The organism is Pseudoalteromonas sp. QJM3NY_12, from assembly GCF_056173165.1.
In genome coordinates this window covers 1027935-1049347 of the sequence record NZ_CM149661.1, presented here as the reverse complement: position 1 = coordinate 1049347, position 21413 = coordinate 1027935, and the positions used below count along the sequence as shown (strand labels likewise).

Here is a 21413-nt window from a genome sequence, read left to right as displayed (position 1 = left end):
TTAAAACCCCTTACTTATGCTAGCCATCTCTTGGGCTACGCCGGTAACAATTGTTAGTTGGTGTTTACTTCTGGAGCCGTACTCCATGGTTGTAGAAACTTGCACCATGTTGCATGAAATGCCAGCAGTAAAATTAAAACGACGAGGGCATTCTAAATCAAGTACACCATTGTTTAAGTTAATCATATTGCTTTTCATATCATCACGTTCAGCCATAACAATACCAGTATCTGTAACTTCTTCAGGAGTCAAAAAGAACTGATTAGCAGCCCCTTTACGAGCTTCATCAGCAATAATGCGCTGTACTTCACCAATTAGTTGATTTTCTGCAACTTCACGCTCTTGAGCTGCATTTGTAATTTTAATATCAATACTACTACTACTCATTAAAGTAACCGCAATTCCTGTCACTGCTATCACCATAATAAGTGCTGTAATAAGTACAACACCATGTTGTTTCTTTTTCATATGAGTTAAATACGCCATAAATTTGCTCCCACATTATTTAAACGAATAGTCGTAGTGAAAACAGTTCGTCTGAAATTATCTGAAAAAGTAAGAGACCGACTATTTGCATCTTCCCCTAATATGTACGTTTGGTTCTTCATTTTAAGGCCTGGATCTGGTTGCAATGCTCTGATCAGTAAGAAAACTTGTACTGTTAAAATACCTCTACGGTTTTCCCAGTCGCTGGCGTTCATATCACTGATGCTTTTATAGATATCAACGCGACTATCGCTGGTAGTATCTAAACCAAAAATAAAACGCATATTTTCCACGCCTTCCATTATAGTTTCAGTGTTTATTGACCCGCCTACTAAACGCTTTCGCATTAGTGCCGGTACAGTAAGGTTCTTATTATTTACCGTATAAGTTTGCTCTGCAATATAATAGCTGTGATGACTATACGGCCATACCGACGCATTGATATTTACGCTAGTAGGGTCAACAACACCTCGCCCAAAGCGAGCACTTTCTTGTTCAGCAATAAAATAATTCTCACCACTTTGCGTTTCATTAACACCTACGGCATCAACTTCTAGTTGATTACCTTGTAAAAACTTAACCTGTAAAATATCAGTCCCTTTAATTGGGTTTTTTACACAGTTGAGCTCATTCGAACTTGCCGCAGTTTTAGCGTATAAAGATCTAAAGTTACTACTACTCGCTAAATCTGGAAAACTGCCATTGTTAGCTCCTTCAAAGCAGTCATTGGTAGGATTTGACAGTGATGATGTGTTTGCAGCGGTAAATGAATCATCATAATATGTTCCCCAAAAACCAACTTGCTCAATATCTCGTTGCATAATATTTATAGCTAAGCGGCCTGACTCTTGTAACTCGCCTATAGTCATAGTGTCTTTGGTGGTTACTTTCATACCGATATAAGTAAACATTACCCCACCCAAAATTAATCCCCCTATAAATAGAGATATCATCATTTCAATGAGTGTAAATCCTGTTTGCTTCATTTTAGCTCCTAACGTATACGTAGCTATTAAGCACGACTAAGCGACGCTTTTTATCTGCGACGCCACAACTAATTTTACCTGTCGCCTCACTTGCTTTAAATTCTTGTCGACCCTGCCAAGAAACAATAACCTCAAGGTTATATGCTTTCCCTCCAGAACCCGCTACCACTGCAGGGTTAATACACACAGTTGCACCATCAAGTGATCCGGTATTCTCTCGGGCTCGAATAGCACGTTTCCATTGCTCGATATCTAAACTAGCTATTTGCGCGTTGCTACATGAGCTTGTAAAACATGTTTTAGACGATTTCTTCGTGGTTTCACTGGTAAACTCTACATCGTAAAGGGTCGCGAGTTGCGAAGTATCATTAGCTCGAATACGTTGAATAATATCATTACCAAGCGCAACAGCAGCAGCACGTTGCATTGAATCAAAGCTTGCTTGCTTTGCTTTTGCTTGCAGGGCTACAGCGCCCAATAAACCAAAGCTGAGAATAATAAACGCAATTAGGACTTCAATAAGGGTAAAACCTTTTTGCAATTTAAACGTACTCAAATACATAGTAAAACCAAATAATAATTACCTGATAATAAGTGTATGCAATTACAGATTAGATTCAACTAGAACCATGACTAACGGTTAATTATGTTGATAAGCGGTTAATAGGTAGGCGTATTAAAGTTCACTTTTTACGCTTTTGAGTGCTCGACGACTTACAGCTAACAAAGTAGTACAGCCATCAAGTTCAATAACATGTTGATGGTTTTGAAGCGTATGTAGGGCAATAATTTTGTTTTTATTCACCAAAGTATGTCGATGAATTCTTAATAAATGATGCGGGTATTGCATTTCAAGATGCTTTAAACTGTCCTCAATTAAAGCTTCCCCTTGATCAAACACAAACTTGGTATACTTTTCCTCTGCGTTAAAATAAAAAATACTCTCTATTTCAACACTTCTGATAGTGCCAGCCAGTTGATACGTTACTTTTTCTGTTTGTTGCTGTTGCAGATGTACTCTGTTTAAACGTCCTAGCTGCTGCAATGCATGTTGCAAACTTTTTACTGATATAGGTTTTACTAAATACCCAGCTGCATTTAGTTGCAGTGCATCAAGTGCATGCTCAGGGTGAGCGGTTATAAAAATAATCGCAGGGGGAACCGCCAAGCCATTGAGTTGATTAGCCACTTCGATGCCATTTAAGCCTGGCATATCAACATCTAAAAACACTAAATCAGGCTGAAGTTTCTTTATTTTTATTAAAGCGTCATTGCCATTGTCGGCCTCACCTTGCACTTGAATAGATGTATAGCTCTGACTAAGTAAACGCTTTAAGCGTGCTCTGGCTAAAGGCTCATCATCTACAATCAGTGCATTCATAACATGCGCTCTGTTTGTTTTGGAATAACCACTTTAACTCTAAATTTTTTTTCTTTGTTAGTTATCGTCAGTTGCGCCTGATCTTTATAATAAATACTTAAACGAGAACGGATATTATCAATTGCCATACCGTTATGCTCTCTAGTATTAGCGGTTTCAATAGGTACAGGGTTAGTCACAATCAAGGTTAAATAATGTGTTGTAACATGCAGCTCAATACTAATGGTAGCACCACTTTGGCTGGGCTCTACGCCATGGCATACTGCGTTCTCTACCAAAGGTTGTAATGTTAGATATGGAATATAGAGCGCAGGGAGATTTTCTGGTAATAACCACTCAACCTGTAAACGCTCTGCAAAACGCCATGACTCAAGAGCAATATATTGTTTAGTTAATACTATTTCATCACTGAGTAATACACTTTGCCCTGACCGCATTGCAGCCTGCGAAAGCGCCGCTAATGCTAAAATAGCATGCTCTGCAGCCTCAACGTCATGATGTGTTAATTCTGCTGCCGTATTCAAACTATTATATAAAAAATGGGGTCTGATCCGCGCCTGCAAAGCATCAAGCTCTGCACGAGAGAGTGCTTTGGCTTGCTGTTCTTTTTCAAAATGAATAAGCAAAAATTGTACAAAAAGTGAGGTGAGCAAAAATACAATAATGCAATTACGTAACACAAAAAACGTAAGTTGTTTTTCGTTTTCTATATCAAAAGCAATATAAGAAAAAGCCAGACTAAATAAAGCAGTACTCAAACTATATACAGCAATAAAAAAACTAAGCTGAATAAACTGAGGCTGTTTTGCAAGAAATCGGCGACAAATATATATAAAAGAGGTGCTTACTAATACGGTTACATGGAGAAATAAACTAATCTCTCCCAAATGCAGCCATATGTCACCGCCAGCATTAGGAGCAAAAGCTAAAATAATAGCCACGACTTGGGTTACTATGAGGGATGCAAGTACACCACGCTCATTAAAAAGGGCCGAAAAAAGTAGTGCATCTGGTGTCAGTTGCTTACTCATTCGACCCTCCTTTTATCTATTAATAGACTAACGCAGCTCTACTGGCACAGCAAAAACAATGTTTTCTTCTTCACCTGGGTTTTCTGTTACTTGTTTGCCACCAAGCTCTTTTAAGCGTGTGATGACTTGCTGAACTAATACTTCAGGAGCTGATGCACCGGCAGTCACACCTACACTGTTGATACCATCAAACCATGATGCTTCAACATTACTAGCATCATCTATTAAGTAGGCTTGTGTACCCATTTTATCGGCAAGTTCCCGTAAACGATTAGAGTTAGAGCTATTTTTAGCACCCACAACTAATAACACATTCACTTTATCAGCTAAATCACGAACCGCATCTTGGCGGTTCTGTGTTGCATAGCAAATATCATCTTTACGTGGACCATCAATTGTAGGAAATTTACTACGTAAAGCATCAATCACATCGGCAGTGTCATCTACTGATAGAGTTGTTTGGCTGCAGTAAAAAAGGTTATCCGCATTTTTTACATCAAGCTTTAATACATCATCAACTGTTTCAACAAGATAAATACCACCTTGCTGATTATCGTATTGCCCCATGGTACCCTCAACCTCAGGGTGTCCGTGGTGACCAATTAAGATGCATTCAATACCTTTTTTACTAGCACGGGTTACTTCCATATGCACCTTAGTCACTAACGGACAGGTTGCATCAAATACTTTTAACTCTCTGCGTTTAGCCTCTGAGCGAACAGCCTGAGATACACCATGAGCGCTAAAAATAACAATGCTATCATCAGGAACCTGATCTAGTTCTTCGACAAACACGGCGCCGCGATTTTTTAAACCATCAACCACATAACGGTTATGCACCACTTCGTGACGCACATAGATTGGCTTTTCAAAAATATCTAAAGCGCGCTCAACAATACTAATTGCGCGGTCAACACCGGCGCAAAAGCCTCGTGGATTAGCTAATAATATTTCCATTAGCCTTGCACCTCAATAATATCAACCTCAAACGTTAAACGCTGACCCGCTAATGGGTGATTAAAATCGATAGTAACTGACTCACCTTGCACTTCACGAACCAAACCCGGAAGTTCAGTACCATCAGGTTGAGTGAACGCAATAATCGCACCTACTTTAGCCGGTGTTTCTGCACCAAACTTACTACGATCTACATAATAAATATTATCTGGATTTGGTTGACCAAAGGCATCTTCAGGCTCAAGCTCAAATGTTTTGCTTTCACCCGCGGTTAGGCCAAGCAAACATTTTTCAAAGTTAGCGGTTAAACTGCCATCACCCATAGTGAGCTTGGCAGGTTTGTTATGCACTTTTGTTGAGTCAGCGGCAGAGCCATCTTCTAGTTTAATAGAAAAATGAAAAATAACGTCTGAGTTTTCACCAATTACAGCTTGGCTCATGCTTTATGCTCCTTTGGTTCTTCGCCTGTAAAGGCGTCAAATAGTAATAACGCAGCGCCTACACAAATAGCACAATCTGCAATATTAAATACGGGGAAATGTGAGTCTTCGTAAAACACATGTAAAAAGTCAATAACGTAACCATAAGCAACACGGTCGTATAAGTTACCAATAGCACCCGCTAACACTAACGAGTATGCACCGCACAATACTTTATTAGACGCAGGAAGGCGCTTTAACCACCATACCAACAAACAACTAATTGCAATTGCTATTACACTTAAAAACCAACGTTGCCAGCCACCCGCTTCGCTTAAAAAGCTGTAAGCTGCACCGTAATTATGTACATAAGTGATACTAAAAACAGGCAGTAGATTAATTGACTCACCATAGGCCATGGTGTTTACAACCAGTGTTTTACTGGCAAAGTCTATTACTAGTAGTAATAGACTCAACCAAAGCCACACTAAACCACTTTTTTGGGCTAGTTTGCTCACTAAAAACAACTCCTAAGCGAATTGACGCTTTTCACCTTCACCGTCAACGTTACTAACACAACGACCACAGATTTCAGGGTGCGCAGGCTCAACGCCTACATCTTCACTATAATGCCAGCAACGCTCACACTTTTTAGCATCAGTTGCTGATACGCTAATGTATAAACCTTCAATTTCGGTTGCTTGTGAGTCTGCAGGCTGGCTCTCTACTTCAGTAACATTTACAGCTGAAGTAAGTAACACAAAGCGAAGTTCATCACCTAGTGCAGCCAGTTTTGTAGCAAGTTCTTTACTTGCAAAAAGATTAACCGTTGCTTGTAATGTAGCGCCAATCACTTCTTCTTTACGTGCAGCTTCTAGCAGACGGTTCACTTCGTCACGCACATTTAAAATAGCTTGCCAATCTTCATTACTAAACTTGGTCGTAGTTGGCGCTTGTAAGCCCTCATACCAAGTTGAAGTAAATACATAGTCACTGCGCTCACCTGGAAGTGCTTCCCAAATTTCTTGTGCTGTAAAGCTCATGATTGGTGCCATCCAACGCGTCATTGCTTCAGCAATGTGGTACAGCGCGGTTTGACAAGAACGACGTGCATGACTGTCACTTTTTGCCGTGTACTGACGATCTTTTATAACGTCTAAGTAGAACGAACCAAGCTCACCGGTACAGAAGTTCATTAACTTTTGCGTCACTAATAGCATTTGGTAGCTATCGTACGCCGCTAAAATGTCATCTTGTAACTGTGCAGCACGCCCTACAATCCACTTATCAAGCTCAACCATATCATCCACAGCAACTTGATCTGTTTTTGGATCAAAACCACTAAGGTTAGCAAGCAAATAACGGCTGGTGTTACGAATACGGCGGTAGCGATCTGCTGAACGTTTGAATATTTCATCTGATACCGTCATTTCTGCCGTGTAATCAGTTGATGCTACCCATAAACGTAAAATATCAGCGCCTAGTTTATTCATCACGTTTTGTGGTGAAATAACATTACCTAATGACTTAGACATTTTGCGGCCATTTTCATCAACCGTAAAGCCATGCGTAAGCACTTGCTTATATGGTGCATGACCATTAATTGCCACTGAGGTCATCATTGATGACATAAACCAACCACGGTGTTGATCTGAACCCTCTAGGTATAAATCAGCAGGACCGGTTAAATCTTCACGCGCATCAACAACACAGGCATGCGTTACACCTGAATCAAACCACACGTCCAGTGTGTCTTGCACTTTCATGTATTGTTGTGCGTCTTCTTCACCTAGTAAAGTAGCTGGCTCTAGGTCATACCATGCTTGAATACCTGACTTTTCAACAAGCGCTGCTGCTTGTTCAATCAGCTCTTGAGTATTTGGGTGTAATGCACCCGTGTCTTTATCAACAAACAATGCAATAGGAACACCCCACGTACGTTGACGTGAAATACACCAATCAGGGCGGCCTTCAACCATGTTAGCAATACGGCTTTCGCCCCATTCAGGTAACCACTGAGTATTTTTAATTTCAGCCAGTGAATCTTGGCGCAAGTTAGCCTGATCCATGCTAACAAACCATTGTGGTGTGGCACGGAAAATAATAGGTGTTTTATGGCGCCAGCAATGTGGGTAACTGTGCGTTAATGCATGATGATGCATTAGGGCATTATTTTCTTTTAATACCTCAATTACACTCGCATTGGCTTTAAACACATGTTGACCGGCAAATAATTCAGTATCAGGTAAGTACACGCCGTTTGCGCCAACAGGGTTAGCTACTTCAAGGTTGTACTCAAGACCAGCCACGAAATCTTCTTGACCATGACCTGGTGCAGTATGCACGATGCCCGTGCCAGAATCTGTCGTTACGTGCTCAGCAACAATAACAGGAACATTAAAGTCATAAAAAGGATGTGCTACTGTTAAGTTTTCAAGTGCTGCGCCTTTAACATAGCCAAGGATATGGAAATGGTTGAAACCAAAACGATCCATCGCATCTTTAACCAGCTCAGAGCCAATAATAAGACGTTGCTGAACGCCTTCATCTTCTACTTGTACTAGCGCGTATTCTAAATCAGCATGCACAGCTACCGCACGGTTTGCAGGCAAAGTCCATGGTGTTGTAGTCCAAATAACGGTTCCCACACTACCTGTTCCTGTATGGCCAGCCGCCAAATCAAACGCATTAACTACCGCACCTTGATCTGTAAAAGTAAAACGTACATCAATAGCTGGAGATTGTTTGTCTTGATATTCAACTTCTGCTTCAGCTAATGCTGAACCACAATCTGTACACCAATGCACAGGCTTAGCGCCTTTATGAAGGTGACCATTTTTTATAATGCGGCCCAGTACACGAATGGCATTAGCTTCAAAGTCGAAGTTCATGGTTAGGTAAGGTTTATCCCAATCACCAAAAACGCCTAAACGTTTAAAGTCTACTTTTTGGCCTTCCACTTGCTTTTTAGCATAGGCACGACATTTCTCACGAAACTCTGCCGCAGTTACCTTAACACCGGGTTTACCAACTTTTTTCTCAACCATTAACTCGATTGGTAAACCATGACAGTCCCAACCTGGTACGTATGGCGCATCAAAGTCTGATAAAGTTTTAGACTTAACAATAATATCTTTTAATATTTTATTTACTGAGTGGCCTAAATGGATATCGCCGTTTGCATACGGAGGGCCGTCATGCAAAATGAAAGTTTTTTTACCTTTCTTCGCGCTGCGAATTTGACCATATAGGTCGTCTTCATACCATGCTTTAAGCATTTTTGGTTCACGTTGTGCCAAATTGCCACGCATTGGAAACATTGTTTCCGGTAAATTCAAAGTATGTTTGTAGTCGCTCATTAATCCTACTTTCCGTTTCTATCGGCTACCTAATTTAAACCAAAACACTGCTTAGCGGCGGCAACATCGGTTGCTATTTGTGCCGTCAGTTGTGTTAATGTCTCGAATTTTTTCTCATTGCGGAGTTTTTCAATTAACTCCACATGCATAAATTGTCCATAAATATCTTGTGCAAAATCAAAAAGATGAACTTCTAATAAAGCACGAGTTCCATTAAACGTGGGTTTGTTTCCAATGTTAGCCACCCCAAAAACTTGCTTTCCTGCGATCATCACTTGAACCGCAAATACACCATTGACCGGACAAACTTGACGTTTTAGTGCAATATTTGCCGTTCTAAAACCCAGTTCGCGGCCTTTTTTCCAGCCATGAATAACACGTCCAGATATTGCATAATTATGCCCAAGCATAACTTTTGCACTAACTAAGTCACCTTCAGCAAGCGCTTCTCGTATCAAGGTACTGCTTACTCTAGCATTTAATTGCCTAAAGCTGGCAGTGCTTTTAACACTCATTCCCACTTGGGTGCCCATAGTTGCCAATAAACTAAAGTTACCTTGGCGCTGTTTACCAAACCTAAAATCATCACCAACCGTTAATGCTTTAACGCCCAGCTTTTTAATTAAAATATCGCTAACAAACTGCTCAGCATGCATGTTTGCAAAAGCCTGATTAAAGCTAATACAAATAACGCGTTCAATTCCTAAGTTACTCAATAGACGAAGTTTATCACGCAGTCGAGTCAGCCTAGCCGGAGCGTTATTTTTTGCAAAAAACTCCTGTGGCTGAGGCTCAAATAACATTACGGTGCTGGGTAAATTATTTTCTTTTGCATCAGCTAAAAGCCCTTTTAATACGGCAGCATGACCCAAATGAACACCATCAAAATTACCAATGGTCAGCACACAACCAAAGTGTTGTGGGCGTATATTGTGTATACCTCTAATTAACTCCATGCCACCTAATGCCTTTTTCAGCGAGCGATAAAATGCGACCTCGGGCCGCAGAGTGTCCGATTATAATCTTTTTTTTAATTTGATTCAGTAATTGCTACACTTTTTATCGTATTTAGTCTAACACCCATCAAAAACAACATAAAAAAGTAACTAACAATCGCAATAATTAATAACACAACCAATAACATAACTTGTTCGCTAAAGTGCCAACTAACCCAGTCATATTGCCTACTGGTAAACCAAACCAATGCGCCCATTGTTATACTTGCCAACAAACACTTCAAAGTGAAGTAGCCACTCATGCTGGAAAACTGATAAACATTCTCTTTTTTAAGCTGTCGATACAGTAAGTAGGCATTACAACTTGCCGACATTGAGGTTGCCAGAGCCAAACCTAAATAGCCAATAAATGGTGCCAGCATAATATTAAACACCATATTTAGTACCAAAGTAATAATACCAATGCGTACCGGTGTTTTAGTATCTTGGCGAGAATAAAACCCAGGCGCGAGCACTTTAATTAACATAAAACTGACTAATCCCACTGAGTAGGCAACCACCCCTAAGCTCACCGCCTTAACATGATCGATGCCCGCTTCTTTGAAAGCGCCATGATCAAACAGCACGGTAATAATAAGCGGGCTTATAATCATCAATCCTATCATTGCTGGAAGCCCTAAAAAAATCACAAACCTCACTCCCCAATCTAGGGTATGTTGAAAGTCGCTACTTTTTTTACTGCTGTGTAATTTTGACAGCGCAGGCAAAATTACCGTCGCAATACCAATGCCAAATAAACCAAGTGGGAATTCAATCAGTCTATCTGAGTAATACAGCCAAGCGATAGAACCTGTCATCAATAATGAAGCTATTACCGTATCGAGTAATAAGTTAATTTGACTAATTGATACACCAAATAAGGCTGGGAGCATTAACTTGCGTACTTTTTTCACATTTTCATCTTGCCAACCCCAGCGCGGGCGCGCTAGCATTTTTGCTTTATACAAAAACGGCAGTTGAAATAATAGCTGTACCACGCCTCCTAAAAACACGCCAACAGCTAACGCATAAGCGCCTACAGAAAATTGGTCGTGTAATAAAATGGCACAACTAATGATGGATACATTGAGTAACACAGGGGTAAAAGCCGCAACGGCAAAACGATTATAAACGTTCATCACCGCGCCACTGAGCGCCACAAGGCTTACAAAAAACAAATAAGGAAAAGTCAGTTTTAATAGCGAACTAGCAAGCTCAAACTTTTCTGCGTCAGGCCCCCCTTGCCACCAATCAATAAACCAACCAGTACCAAATAATGCAGCAATAACAGGTGATGCTATTACACCAAAAAGTGTCACTATCAGTAAAATAGTGCCTAACGTGCCGGCGGCTTGGGCAACAAATATTCTGACCTTCTCATCGCCTTGCTGCTGTTTAATTTCACTTAATACCGGTACAAATGCTTGCGCAAAAGCCCCTTCGGCAAATAAACGGCGTAAAAAATTAGGAATACGGTTAGCAAATAAAAATACATCGGCCGCAGCGCCTGCGCCCAACAGATTAGCCACGACGGCATCTCGTACTAGCCCTAAAATACGCGAGATCATTGTCATTGCACTTACAATCATCCCAGAACGAAACAAACCTTTTGACACTATAAATCCATATTAAAAACCAGCAATTAAGTTAATTATGCCATAGTCTTTTTTATAAATCGCTTTAAAGCACTAGGCTGGAACCCCTTGCTTTGTTACAATAGCGCTATTAACTGCTAAAGCGGCAAATTGATGTTCGTTATAAGGAGCAGTTTTTCTTGAATTGTTAAAATTAAATTGACATTCATGATAAAAACAGGCATATTCCACGGCCTTTAATTTAAGCTTTATTTAAGATTGTTAGGAGCAAACCTTGGCTAACATCAAGTCTGCAAAAAAACGCGCTATCACAAGCGAAAAAAACCGTCAGCACAACGCAAGCCGTCGTTCAATGATGCGTACTTACTTCAAAAAAGTAATCGTAGCTATTGAAGCTGGCGATAAAGAAGCTGCACAGCAAGCTTTTTCTGTTGCTACACCTATCCTAGACCGTTACGCAACTAAGGGTCTAATCCACAAAAACAAAGCTGCTCGTCATAAGAGCCGTTTAGCTGCTAAAATTAAAGCGCTATAATTTGTTTTTGCAAGATTAAAAAAACCGGCTTTTGCCGGTTTTTTTTTGCCCAAAATAAATACGCCTCTTAAACGTTATCAAGCTCTGGATAAAACTTTTTCAACATCGCCGCAATTTTCTTTGGTGAAAATGGTTTAACCACAAACCCTTTTGCCCCTCTTTCTATCGCATCCTTCACATTTTCAACGCCTGAATGAGCCGACACCATCACCACGTTTGTCTCTGGTGATAACTCATTAATTTGCGCAATAAGTTCTTTACCATCGCCATCAGGTAGTTCTATATCTAAAAATATAATATTAAAATTGGCTGCGCGACACTCGCTAATACACTGCGCGGCCGTTGACGCTTCTTTTACATTCTCTATCCCTAAATGCATTAATGTTTGACTTAGAAAGCTACGCACAGTGCTAACATCGTCAACTATTAAAATAGATAGCTGCGTATTCATATACAATCCTTATAGGCTAAAGCCATGTCTGCGAAGTTGGTGATTTGCTTAAAATACAAATATTTACTTTATTATAGAGGGCTAAGCTAAAAAGGCCAGATTTGCTTTATGTCGAAAACCACAAAAAAAAGTCGCCGCAAAAAAAATAAAGCCGCTACTGTTAAACAAAGATCCAGTAATAAGCTTGCAAACACTGGCTCACAATTAAAACTACACTCAAGTAGCGCAAAGTGTGGCATCAAGTTGACCCTGCTTTTTATTTTCGCGATATTATTATTTATACTTGTTTTAATACCAAAGCCGAGTTTACTTACTTATAAAAAATCATCTATGGTAAGCCAAAGTGTGTATTGGCCAGGGTTGTTTTCAAGCGAACCAAAACTACTGGACTCAACCCTACACCCGCGACTGGATAAGGAGCATAGAACCCTTTACCTATGTATTGATTTACAGCAACCGCAGAGCTGCCAAAAATATCGAATTATTGCTGAGGAAGGAATATTTTCAGTATTGCTTACTTACTTTTAACATTAAAAAAACTAATCTGAAAATTTAAAATTACTTGGTTGAAAGCTGTGCAAAAGATCAACATAATGGCGCTCCTTTTTTCAACAACTGAACTATTGAAACGACCATGCTAAACGAGCTAGATTGGCTTTTAAATACATTACTACTTGCACTAGGTTTAGGTGCATTCTTTATTAACCAACTGACACTGCTTCGCGTTGCAGCGATTAGTGCTTGTGGTTTGTTATTCTTATCATTTAGCTTAGATCTTATGTCGTCGAGTATTATTTCAAATATGAGTTTAGTTTTGATCAACACATTTTATTTGTTTAAAGTTTATACTTTTGGACAATTTACTGTATCTCAGCACTAATTACTTCCCCTTAGAATATTTTATAGCCCAGTTTTTCTGGGCTTTTTTTATTCTACAGCTTTAAAAATCTTGGGTCTTAGTTTGAACTAAGTTAAAATTTATCTCGTATTAGGGTCTGTTGACCTTTCAAGGTTAAATTTGCAGCAGTCTGTTTGGTATTTAGGCAAGGCAGAGCCTATGTGGTGTGGTTATTCCCCATAAATAGGTGATAACGCAGCATCAATGCCAAACAGGCGCTGCCCTTAGGGTTCTGCCTAGGGGCGATTTACTCTTTGTTGCTCGGTTTTTACTTAGCCCACTAGGTTACAAACCGAGCGCCGCGATTAAACCGCCCCTAGTTTGAACAAATTTCAATCCGCAAAGGTCAACAGACCCTTGCCTAATTTGAGATAAGCCCATGCCGTTGTCAGATTTCGATTTATTCTTATCCTCCATGGAAGATGTTACCCCTATCAGTCACGATACAGTGACATTGCCACCTAAAAACCATAAAACAGTTATCGCTCAGCAAGAAAAAAACAAAGCGGCACAATTAAATTTAAGCAGTGAACAATTTAATTCGTTAGATGAACCACTAGAATTGCTCGACCCACTCGCCATATTAAGTTTTAAACGGGATGGCGTGCAAAGCCCGGTTTTTAAAAACGTAAGATTAGCTAAATATCAGCTCGATGCGACATTAGATTTACACGGGCAACTTTTGAAAAATGCCCATGCTTCGTTGCTTGCCTTTATTAAAGATTGCCACCAGCGCAATATAAGGATGGTTCTTGTTCGTCATGGAATAGGTGTTAAAAATAAAGCCAAACCGGGGATTTTAAAAAGTTACGTAAATCAGTGGCTGCAAACAATTCCTTGTGTTTTAGCATTTCACACTGCACTCAGGCAGCATGGAGGAAGTGGGGCAACATATGTCTTACTAAAGAAGAGTGATGATAAAAAGCATCAAAACAGAGAAATTCACAGCAAGCGCAGTTAAATCTTGCTGTGCTAATAAGGGTTAGTTAAGCATCAACGCTGCTGCATTAGCTTGATTAAACCACGCAGATATTCCTAAAATAATGATAGATACAACCACAATGCTAATTTTTGCGCCCCCTTGATTGGGTTTCATAATTCATCCTATTTATTATTTTTGTTAGAACAGCTTTTAACAATAGTCAAAATTACAAATGTTAACAAGCTGTTTCTGTTAAAAATTAAACAAATTTTAATCCTTGAAGGCCAATAACTCTAAATTAATAACCTTGCTGCTTATTAATACAATTTATTAATGGTTGTCTCGCTTTCAAACGCAAAATGTTTTCTGCTATTTGCTCAATAACACTATCTAGATCTGACAACGCAGCACAGTGCGGCGTTAAAGTAATATTTGGGTGTTGCCAATAAGGGTGTTTGCTTGGTAGTGGCTCACTGGCAAATACATCAAGCGTTGCTGCTAGTAAACGTGCGTTATTGAGCGCATCGAGCAAATCAGCTTCAACGACATGCTCACCTCGGGCCACATTAATTAACACGGCGTGCTCAGGAAGTTGCTTAAGCAACTGTTGATTAATAATACCTTTGGTATTGCTAGTAAGTGGCAATAGACAGATTAAATAATCTGTATTCACTAACATATCATTTAGTCCCTGATCACCATGGTAGAGTGCTGCTATCGTTGATGTTTTAGGGCTTCGGCTCCAAGCATTAACTTTAAAGCCATTATTAGCCAACCTTTGGGCGCATGCTTGGCCTAATTCGCCAAACCCTAAAATACTGACTCGATCGTGCCTATACGCTCTTTTGGGCTTCCATTCACTTTGCTGTTGTTTTAAGAAATATTCTTTTAATCGCAATTTTTGCGCTAATACATGAGTAAGTACATATTCAGCCATGTCGTTGGCTAACTGTTTATCGACAATCCGCACCACTTCAACATGTGCAGGTAGTAAACTTAAATCGATACTATCAACCCCAGCACCAAACGATGACACCGCTTTCAAATTTAATAACTTTGGCCATAAAGACGCGGGCGCATTCCAAGCCAGTACAAATTCCACACCTGCAAAATCTTGGCAGTCATCAAGCTGCTCAATTTGAATGTTGGGTAATTGTGATTGCATTTTTGCAATTAATTTTGTGTTATCTCGACCGGTAATCGCGACTAAAACTGACATGATGATTCCTTAAAAAGTAACCCTAAATAGTAGTACTGGTACGGTTCAATTCAATAGTAAGTAAACGGTTTTAAAAAGTCACACAACTGACCGCGTATTGTCATATCCGCACTCTAAGCTAAACATATTGGCCTTAGCCTAGTATAAAAAAAGAGGTGCGTATGATCAGTGTAGATAAAGTAATAGCAACCAATTTACCACAGTTAACTAACTCATTTAAAATAAAAAAAATGGTAAAGAAAAGTCTTAGCTACTTATTACATGAACAAGAATTTACAAACTTTGCAACTGCCTATCCCCACCTTCAAGGAATAGAATTTGTAGAGCAAGTGCTTGATGAACTTGACTTTGAAACTCGCTACAAAGCTAAGCAAATAGAAAACATTCCCAGTGAAGGGAAAATTGTCATTATTGCAAACCACCCTATCGGATCCTTAGATGCACTTGCATTAATTAATGTGTTATCAACAGTGCGTTCCGATTTAAAAGTGGTGGCTAACCGTATGTTAATGACCGTTGACGCCATGCATTCGTTATTACTACCCGTTGATAACCTATCAGGGCAAAGTAAAAAACAAGAGCTGAGTAATATCCACCAGCACTTAAAAAATGAAGGAGCGTTACTTATTTTCCCTGCCGGTGAAGTTTCTCGACTTCGTCCTACGGGTATAAAAGACTGCAAATGGAACAGTGGCTTTTTACGCATTGCAAAAAAGGCTAACAGCCCTATTTTGCCTATTTATATTAAAGCCAGAAATAGCCCGCTGTTTTACGGCGCATCAATGCTTTATAAACCACTGGCTAGCTTGTTACTGGTAAAAGAAATGTTTAAGCAACGTCAAAAATCACTCGAGTTTGAAATTGGCGCTTCTATTGCCCCTGAGTCTTATTTAATCCCAGACTTAAAAGACAAAGAAGTGGTTGAGCTAATCCGTAAGCAACTATACCGTTTAACCACAAAAAAAACGCTACCATTAAAAACTCATGCTCCGATCGCCTCTCCTGAATGTAAAAAAGAATTAAAAAAAGCCATAGAATGCTGCGAACATTTAGGTAAAACCAGTGATGGCATGGTGATTTATTTGTACCAATACCAAGGAAGCTCTCCCTTATTTCGTGAACTGGGCCGCTTACGAGAAATCGCTTTTCGGGCTGTAGGTGAAGGTAGTGGAAACCGCCGAGACATAGATAAATACGATATGCACTATCAGCACTTAGTATTGTGGGATGAACATGCACTAGAGTTGGTGGGTGCTTACCGATTAGCTTGTGCACAGGATGTGATTGAACAACACTCACAAAGTGGGCTTTATACCGATAGCCTATTTAATTATACCCAAGATATGAATCCTTATTTTAAACAAGGCATAGAGCTAGGCCGAAGCTTTGTACAACCTAAATATTGGGGCAGAAAAAGTCTCGACTACTTATGGTATGGTATTGGCGCTTTTATAAATCGCTACCCTCAATACCGTTACTTATTTGGTGCGGTGAGTGTGTCAAACGCACTACCTGAGCAGGCAAAGTCTTTATTAGTGCATTATTATCAGCACTATTATGGCTGTGAAAAATCACTCGCAACGCCTAACAATGCTTTTCGTCACACACCTGATCAGCAAACTCAGTGCACTAACTTGTTCGAGGGTAATAATATAAAAGAAGATTTTGTAGAGCTTAAACACATACTCGCTAACATGGGCACGCATGTACCCACACTATTTAAACAATATACAGAGCTATGCGAACCAAATGGTGTTAAATTTTTAAGCTTTAGTATTGATCCACAATTCAATAATTGTATTGATGGCCTAGTATTGGTTGATCTTGAAAAAGTAAAACCAAGCAAAGCAAAGCGCTACTTGGGTACTGATAAATCAGCATCAGCAAGTTAAAGCGTTAACCCTTAATCGAATAACTATTAAAGCGGCATTAAGCGGCGCTTTAATAGTTATTAATACTTCAAGGCTGAGTAAAAATACCATCGAGTAATTGCGTATAAATCTTTTCTATTTCTAACAAGTCGCAAATCGGTACATGTTCATTAACCTGATGAATACTATGGTTTCGTACCCCACACTCTATGACTTGTGTTTTTTGCTGTGCAAAAAATCGTCCGTCCGACGTCCCACCACTGGTGCTTAATAAAGGATAATTCCCCGTCACTTTAAAAATTGCCTGCTCTAACTGAGCGAGTAAGCAACTCTCAATCTTATGGCTTGTATAATAGGGTTCACATGGACGCTCCCACTGTATAACCAAATGCTCGCTGAAATCCTTCAGTGCAGCAAACACACGTTGCTTAACATGTTTACTTTTATACCCATGGCTATAGCGAATATTAAAAGTAATATCACACTGAGCTGGCACGAGGTTATCTAGCACATTATCAATATTAATACCGGTGACTTGCAGCGTTGTTTTTGAACTAAGTTCATCTAAAGGCCAGTCTATTTGTGTGAGCCTGTTAACCACTTCAGCACTGATGTGCGCAGCATTAATGGTATTCTCAGGATAGGCTACATGCCCAGCCTTTCCTTGAATAGTTAATCGCGCAGATAAGGCTCCACGTCGACCATTTTTTATAGTGTCACCTACCTGCAGGTGGCTGGTTGGCTCACCAACAATACAGCCATCAAGCACAACGCCCTGTTGTGCTAATCGCTTGGCAATCAGCACAGAGCCATGCTCCGCCTCACCTTCTTCATCTGAGGTGATCAGCCAAAATAATGTTCCCTGCTTTTGCTGCGCGCTGTTTATTAACGTCTGCGTTGCACTAAGCATCGCGGCAATGCCTCCTTTCATATCGGCGGCACCACGCCCATAAATTGCATCGTTAATTATGTGTCCACCAAACGGATCGGCTAACCAGCCACCTTGCGTTGCGGGTACCACATCAATATGCCCAGAAAATGCCACCACGGGGCCTGCCCCAAAGGTTATTTTTGCAATTAAGTTTGTCACATTATTAGAACTAAATTGCTCTGTACTAAAGCCTAACTCAGTAAGGTGGTTCGCAAGCCACTCAATGCCACCAGCTGGATTAGGAGTAATCGATTTAAATCGGATCAGAGTTTGTAAGTGACTCACTGTTTTTAACTGTGCAATAGTTAAGTACGGCGCTTGTGCTTTTGTATTGATAGCTTTTGTCATAATAAACACACCTCGTTTTAGCAGTGTATTTATTACAACGACTTTTTATGACCGCATTATGAATTTACTAGCTAATGTGCGCCCTCTTCTATTAATGTTTCTCGTGTAACCTGTACTATGTGCTTATCTTCTTTAGTTAACTTGGTTTTTTTCCAAGAGCCACGCATAAACCATGCAAATGCTATCAATGCGATGGTTATGTTAGTAATTGCAAAAGAATACCAAATGCCTTGATCGCCAAGCTCAGTATGATTAGAAAGAATATAAGCGGCAGGGAACTGCACTACACATTGTGATAATAACGCGATAACCATTGCATTGAGCATATTACCTGAGGCACGAAAAGCAGCAACAATACAAAGTTGCACCCCTATTCCACCCCAACTTAAGCACATTACTTGAATAAACTGCGCCCCATTAGTAATAACGTCATTATCGTCAGGAATAAAAAATGCAACTAATGAATCTGCGTATAAATATGCAATGGCGCCAACACATGAGAGCCCTAACAAGCCCCACACACTAGCAAGTTTAGTGATCTGCTCAGCCCGCTTGATATTACCAGCCCCCATATTTTGCCCAACCAAGGTTGATACCGCCATTGATAAGCCCATAGCGGGGATCATTACCATTTGCAAAATATTAGAGCCAACACCATAAGCAGCAATTGTCGTAGTACCAAAGCTGGCAACTAGAAATGACATTATGATCAAACCAAATGCACGTGTCGATAATTCAATAGAGCCAGGCGCTCCCAAGAAAAAAGCGCGCTTAATATAGTGCCAATCGGGGTAAAAGCTTTTTAGCTGTAATTGAATACCATGACGACCACGTAAAAAAATAATGATGCCCGCAAGCGCCGCTAAGCTCTGTGTAACCAATGTTGCTAGCGCAGCGCCCATCACACCAAGCCCCTCAAAACGACCATAGCCAAATATGAATAACGGATCGAGTATAAAGTTAAGTAACACGGTTGTGCTGACTATAATTAACGGCACCTTCGTTTGCCCTATACCCCGCATCAGCGATTGAAACATGGCATAAATAAACACAAAAATAACGCTAATAAAAGATACATGCATAAACTTAAGTGCATCACTATATACGGCCGCTTCAACCCCCAGTAAGGTTAAAAAATAAGGTGATAATGCATAGCCTAGTAACCCAAGTAATAGTGCAACTAATGTCACCATTAACACCGTTTGCGCGGCAACATGGTTAACCTTATCTTGTTGTCCTGCCCCCATGTATTGGGCCGATAAAATCGCCCCAGCCATAGCAAATCCTGAACCTATCGCAATAACTAAAAATGTGACAGGCATACTAATCGATACAGCAGCCACTTGCGCAGCCCCTAAACGGCCAACCCAAAAAGCATCTGTAAGCTGATAAGCAGACTGCAAAATATTAATGAGGATAATAGGAATGCCTAATTTTAATAGCGCTTTGGCAATAGAGCCTTGAAGAAATAGTTGACCAGAGGGAGTCATGAGGCCGCTTACTTTTATTAAACCGTGAACATAGCCTTAGTTTAACAAAACTAGCTGATTATATTCTGAATACTTCGTTTACGGCGGGTATTAAGTGATCAGTCAATAATTTTTGAGCACTAAATAAGTAAAAGTTTAATCTAAATCAATAAATAGAGGCTCTTTACTTATACGCTTTTGAAACTTTGATCTAGAACAGGTTTTTATTTTTAAACTCGAGCGATAATAGCCTCAATCAACAAATAGTCACACAGTAGTTCACGGAGAACAACATGAAAACTAAACTAAGCATTGCAATACTTACTTCTTTACTAGCTCTTTCTCCTGCAGCACACGCTAACTTTAGCGTTAATGTTGGCGCAATTAATGTTAACCCTGATAACGATGGCTCAAAGATTAACGAAGCACCTACTCTTGGTTTAAAAGGTGATTCAAATACTCAGTTAGGTATTACTGTAGATTATGCATTTAACGACCAATGGGTGTTAGAGCTTATTGCAGCAACGCCATTCTCTCATGATGTAGAAGGTACAGGCGGTTTAGCTGGTAATAAAATTGCCGACATTAAACATTTACCACCATCACTGGTTGCACAATACCACTTTTTAGACAGCAGCTACGCACTTCGTCCATTTGTTGGTGTAGGTATTAACTATACGACGTTCTTTGACGAGCAGCCTTCTGCAGCACTTAAAGCAACTTTAAATACTGACGACGTGGAAGTAAAACTAGATGATTCATTTGGTTTTGTTGCTCAAGTAGGTGCTAACTACAAGATTGATGAGAAATGGGGCCTACACGCTATGGTATCTATCATGGATATTGATACTGATGCGACTGTATATGCTAATGGCGCAAAAGCATTAACTTCAACCGTGTCACTTGACCCTGTTGTAGCTATGTTTGGTCTTAAATACTCGTTTTAATAACGATTATGTGTGTGTTAAAAAGGCCGTAAGGCCTTTTTTTTTGCGTGTAATTAACGAGGTAAGTTATTTACTTTTTTTTGCTCAAGCATTTCTTTCCAATGAATTATTTCTGCCGGTAAAATAGGTGCTACGCCTTCAAAACCAGCAACCTCCAGCATATGCTCAACGCTTACCACCCCTTTTTTACTTTTAAATACGCCACGTACATAGGCAATTGCATGTAAGCCACGCTCTGAATGAAATTTTTGTTCAATATAAAAGTATTTATGATCCCAGCCGACTAAACGGGTACTAATGGTAAAGCGCTGCATAGGCTTAATATCACGGATATAAGTAATGGCGGTTGCATTAACAATAGGAAACCAACGACGCTTCATTATTTGCTTTAGTAAACCAACTCGCTCGGTCATCCATGTGCGCGATAAATCCATCATTGCTAAATAGCGTGAATTAGTTAAGTGTAAATTAATATCACAGTCACTTGGCAGTGCTTTGTAGTCTATATCAACCGTGTCTAACAACGATTGATAATCACGATTACGTTTAATTTTGAAAAATAATAGCAGCAGTCTAAAATATAAGTTCACAGTAGAGGTCTTACCAGTTTGTT

The 21413-nt window shown here is 39.8% G+C and carries 21 protein-coding genes; 5 read left to right on the top strand and 16 right to left on the bottom strand.

Annotation, left to right across the window (positions count from 1 at the left end):
* From AC0VZ5_RS04915 to murJ, 11 genes are all read right to left on the bottom strand, one after another.
* On the bottom strand, positions 1-486 hold the full coding sequence (locus AC0VZ5_RS04915) for a pilus assembly protein PilX (protein ID WP_475474489.1): 486 nt from the start codon (positions 484-486) through the stop codon (positions 1-3).
* The gene (locus tag AC0VZ5_RS04910; protein WP_475474488.1) at positions 474-1472 is read right to left on the bottom strand and encodes a PilW family protein; all 999 of its coding nucleotides are present in this window, start codon (positions 1470-1472) and stop codon (positions 474-476) included. The genes AC0VZ5_RS04915 and AC0VZ5_RS04910 overlap by 13 nt, the downstream gene beginning before the upstream one ends.
* A 1-nt stretch (position 1473) precedes the next feature.
* Positions 1474-2034, bottom strand: coding sequence for a type IV pilus modification protein PilV (pilV, locus tag AC0VZ5_RS04905; RefSeq protein ID WP_475474487.1), 561 nt, complete (start codon positions 2032-2034; stop codon positions 1474-1476).
* A gap of 114 nt (positions 2035-2148) precedes the next feature.
* Positions 2149-2853: a LytR/AlgR family response regulator transcription factor gene (locus tag AC0VZ5_RS04900; RefSeq protein ID WP_475474486.1), complete on the bottom strand. Its 705-nt coding sequence runs from the start codon at positions 2851-2853 to the stop codon at positions 2149-2151.
* On the bottom strand, positions 2850-3884 hold the full coding sequence (locus AC0VZ5_RS04895) for a sensor histidine kinase (protein ID WP_475474485.1): 1035 nt from the start codon (positions 3882-3884) through the stop codon (positions 2850-2852). The genes AC0VZ5_RS04900 and AC0VZ5_RS04895 overlap by 4 nt, the downstream gene beginning before the upstream one ends.
* A gap of 27 nt (positions 3885-3911) precedes the next feature.
* Positions 3912-4841 carry a 4-hydroxy-3-methylbut-2-enyl diphosphate reductase gene (ispH, locus tag AC0VZ5_RS04890; RefSeq protein ID WP_198522263.1) on the bottom strand — a complete coding sequence of 310 codons (930 nt, stop codon included), beginning with the start codon at positions 4839-4841 and terminating at the stop codon, positions 3912-3914.
* A complete protein-coding gene (gene fkpB / locus AC0VZ5_RS04885) occupies positions 4841-5281 on the bottom strand; it encodes an FKBP-type peptidyl-prolyl cis-trans isomerase (RefSeq protein ID WP_010391275.1) in 441 nt (146 codons plus the stop codon). The genes ispH and fkpB overlap by 1 nt, the downstream gene beginning before the upstream one ends.
* A complete protein-coding gene (gene lspA, locus AC0VZ5_RS04880) occupies positions 5278-5778 on the bottom strand; it encodes a signal peptidase II (protein ID WP_131690731.1) in 501 nt (166 codons plus the stop codon). The genes fkpB and lspA overlap by 4 nt, the downstream gene beginning before the upstream one ends.
* 12 nt (positions 5779-5790) lie before the next feature.
* Positions 5791-8619: an isoleucine--tRNA ligase gene (gene ileS, locus AC0VZ5_RS04875; protein WP_475474484.1), complete on the bottom strand. Its 2829-nt coding sequence runs from the start codon at positions 8617-8619 to the stop codon at positions 5791-5793.
* Between the two features lie 29 nt (positions 8620-8648).
* Positions 8649-9575: a bifunctional riboflavin kinase/FAD synthetase gene (gene ribF / locus AC0VZ5_RS04870; RefSeq protein WP_075170608.1), complete on the bottom strand. Its 927-nt coding sequence runs from the start codon at positions 9573-9575 to the stop codon at positions 8649-8651.
* Positions 9576-9649: 74 nt separating this feature from the next.
* Positions 9650-11188: a murein biosynthesis integral membrane protein MurJ gene (gene murJ / locus AC0VZ5_RS04865; RefSeq protein WP_041709107.1), complete on the bottom strand. Its 1539-nt coding sequence runs from the start codon at positions 11186-11188 to the stop codon at positions 9650-9652.
* 295 nt (positions 11189-11483) lie between these two features.
* Here murJ and rpsT point away from each other — a divergent pair, with 295 nt between their 5' ends.
* On the top strand, positions 11484-11744 hold the full coding sequence (gene rpsT / locus AC0VZ5_RS04860; RefSeq protein ID WP_008114420.1) for a 30S ribosomal protein S20: 261 nt from the start codon (positions 11484-11486) through the stop codon (positions 11742-11744).
* A gap of 67 nt (positions 11745-11811) precedes the next feature.
* Here the strand turns inward: rpsT and AC0VZ5_RS04855 are convergent, their stop codons facing one another.
* Complete coding sequence (locus tag AC0VZ5_RS04855; protein ID WP_138607618.1) at positions 11812-12195, bottom strand: response regulator; 384 nt, start codon at positions 12193-12195, stop codon at positions 11812-11814.
* A 634-nt stretch (positions 12196-12829) separates the two neighbouring features.
* On the opposite strand from AC0VZ5_RS04855, the gene AC0VZ5_RS04850 reads away from it, so the two are divergent.
* A complete protein-coding gene (locus AC0VZ5_RS04850; protein ID WP_008114416.1) occupies positions 12830-13075 on the top strand; it encodes a hypothetical protein in 246 nt (81 codons plus the stop codon).
* Between the two features lie 397 nt (positions 13076-13472).
* Entirely contained in the window at positions 13473-14054 is a 582-nt protein-coding gene (smrA, locus tag AC0VZ5_RS04845) for a DNA endonuclease SmrA (RefSeq protein ID WP_475474483.1), read from the top strand.
* 259 nt (positions 14055-14313) lie between these two features.
* Here the strand turns inward: smrA and AC0VZ5_RS04840 are convergent, their stop codons facing one another.
* A complete protein-coding gene (locus tag AC0VZ5_RS04840) occupies positions 14314-15234 on the bottom strand; it encodes a 2-hydroxyacid dehydrogenase (protein WP_475474482.1) in 921 nt (306 codons plus the stop codon).
* A 161-nt stretch (positions 15235-15395) separates the two neighbouring features.
* Between AC0VZ5_RS04840 and olsF the strand changes: the two genes are divergently transcribed.
* Positions 15396-17126 (top strand): bifunctional ornithine lipid synthase OlsF, encoded by a 1731-nt coding sequence (olsF, locus tag AC0VZ5_RS04835; protein WP_178955517.1) that lies wholly within the window; start codon positions 15396-15398, stop codon positions 17124-17126.
* A 67-nt stretch (positions 17127-17193) separates the two neighbouring features.
* On the opposite strand, the gene dapE is transcribed toward olsF, so the two are convergent.
* Positions 17194-18384: a succinyl-diaminopimelate desuccinylase gene (gene dapE / locus AC0VZ5_RS04830; RefSeq protein ID WP_464709467.1), complete on the bottom strand. Its 1191-nt coding sequence runs from the start codon at positions 18382-18384 to the stop codon at positions 17194-17196.
* A gap of 71 nt (positions 18385-18455) precedes the next feature.
* On the bottom strand, positions 18456-19874 hold the full coding sequence (locus tag AC0VZ5_RS04825) for an MATE family efflux transporter (RefSeq protein ID WP_475474481.1): 1419 nt from the start codon (positions 19872-19874) through the stop codon (positions 18456-18458).
* Between the two features lie 272 nt (positions 19875-20146).
* On the opposite strand from AC0VZ5_RS04825, the gene AC0VZ5_RS04820 reads away from it, so the two are divergent.
* Positions 20147-20800, top strand: coding sequence for an OmpW/AlkL family protein (locus AC0VZ5_RS04820; protein WP_010391257.1), 654 nt, complete (start codon positions 20147-20149; stop codon positions 20798-20800).
* A 53-nt stretch (positions 20801-20853) separates the two neighbouring features.
* On the opposite strand, the gene AC0VZ5_RS04815 is transcribed toward AC0VZ5_RS04820, so the two are convergent.
* The gene (locus AC0VZ5_RS04815) at positions 20854-21390 is read right to left on the bottom strand and encodes a thioesterase family protein (RefSeq protein ID WP_008109547.1); all 537 of its coding nucleotides are present in this window, start codon (positions 21388-21390) and stop codon (positions 20854-20856) included.
* Positions 21391-21413 lie beyond the last annotated feature (23 nt).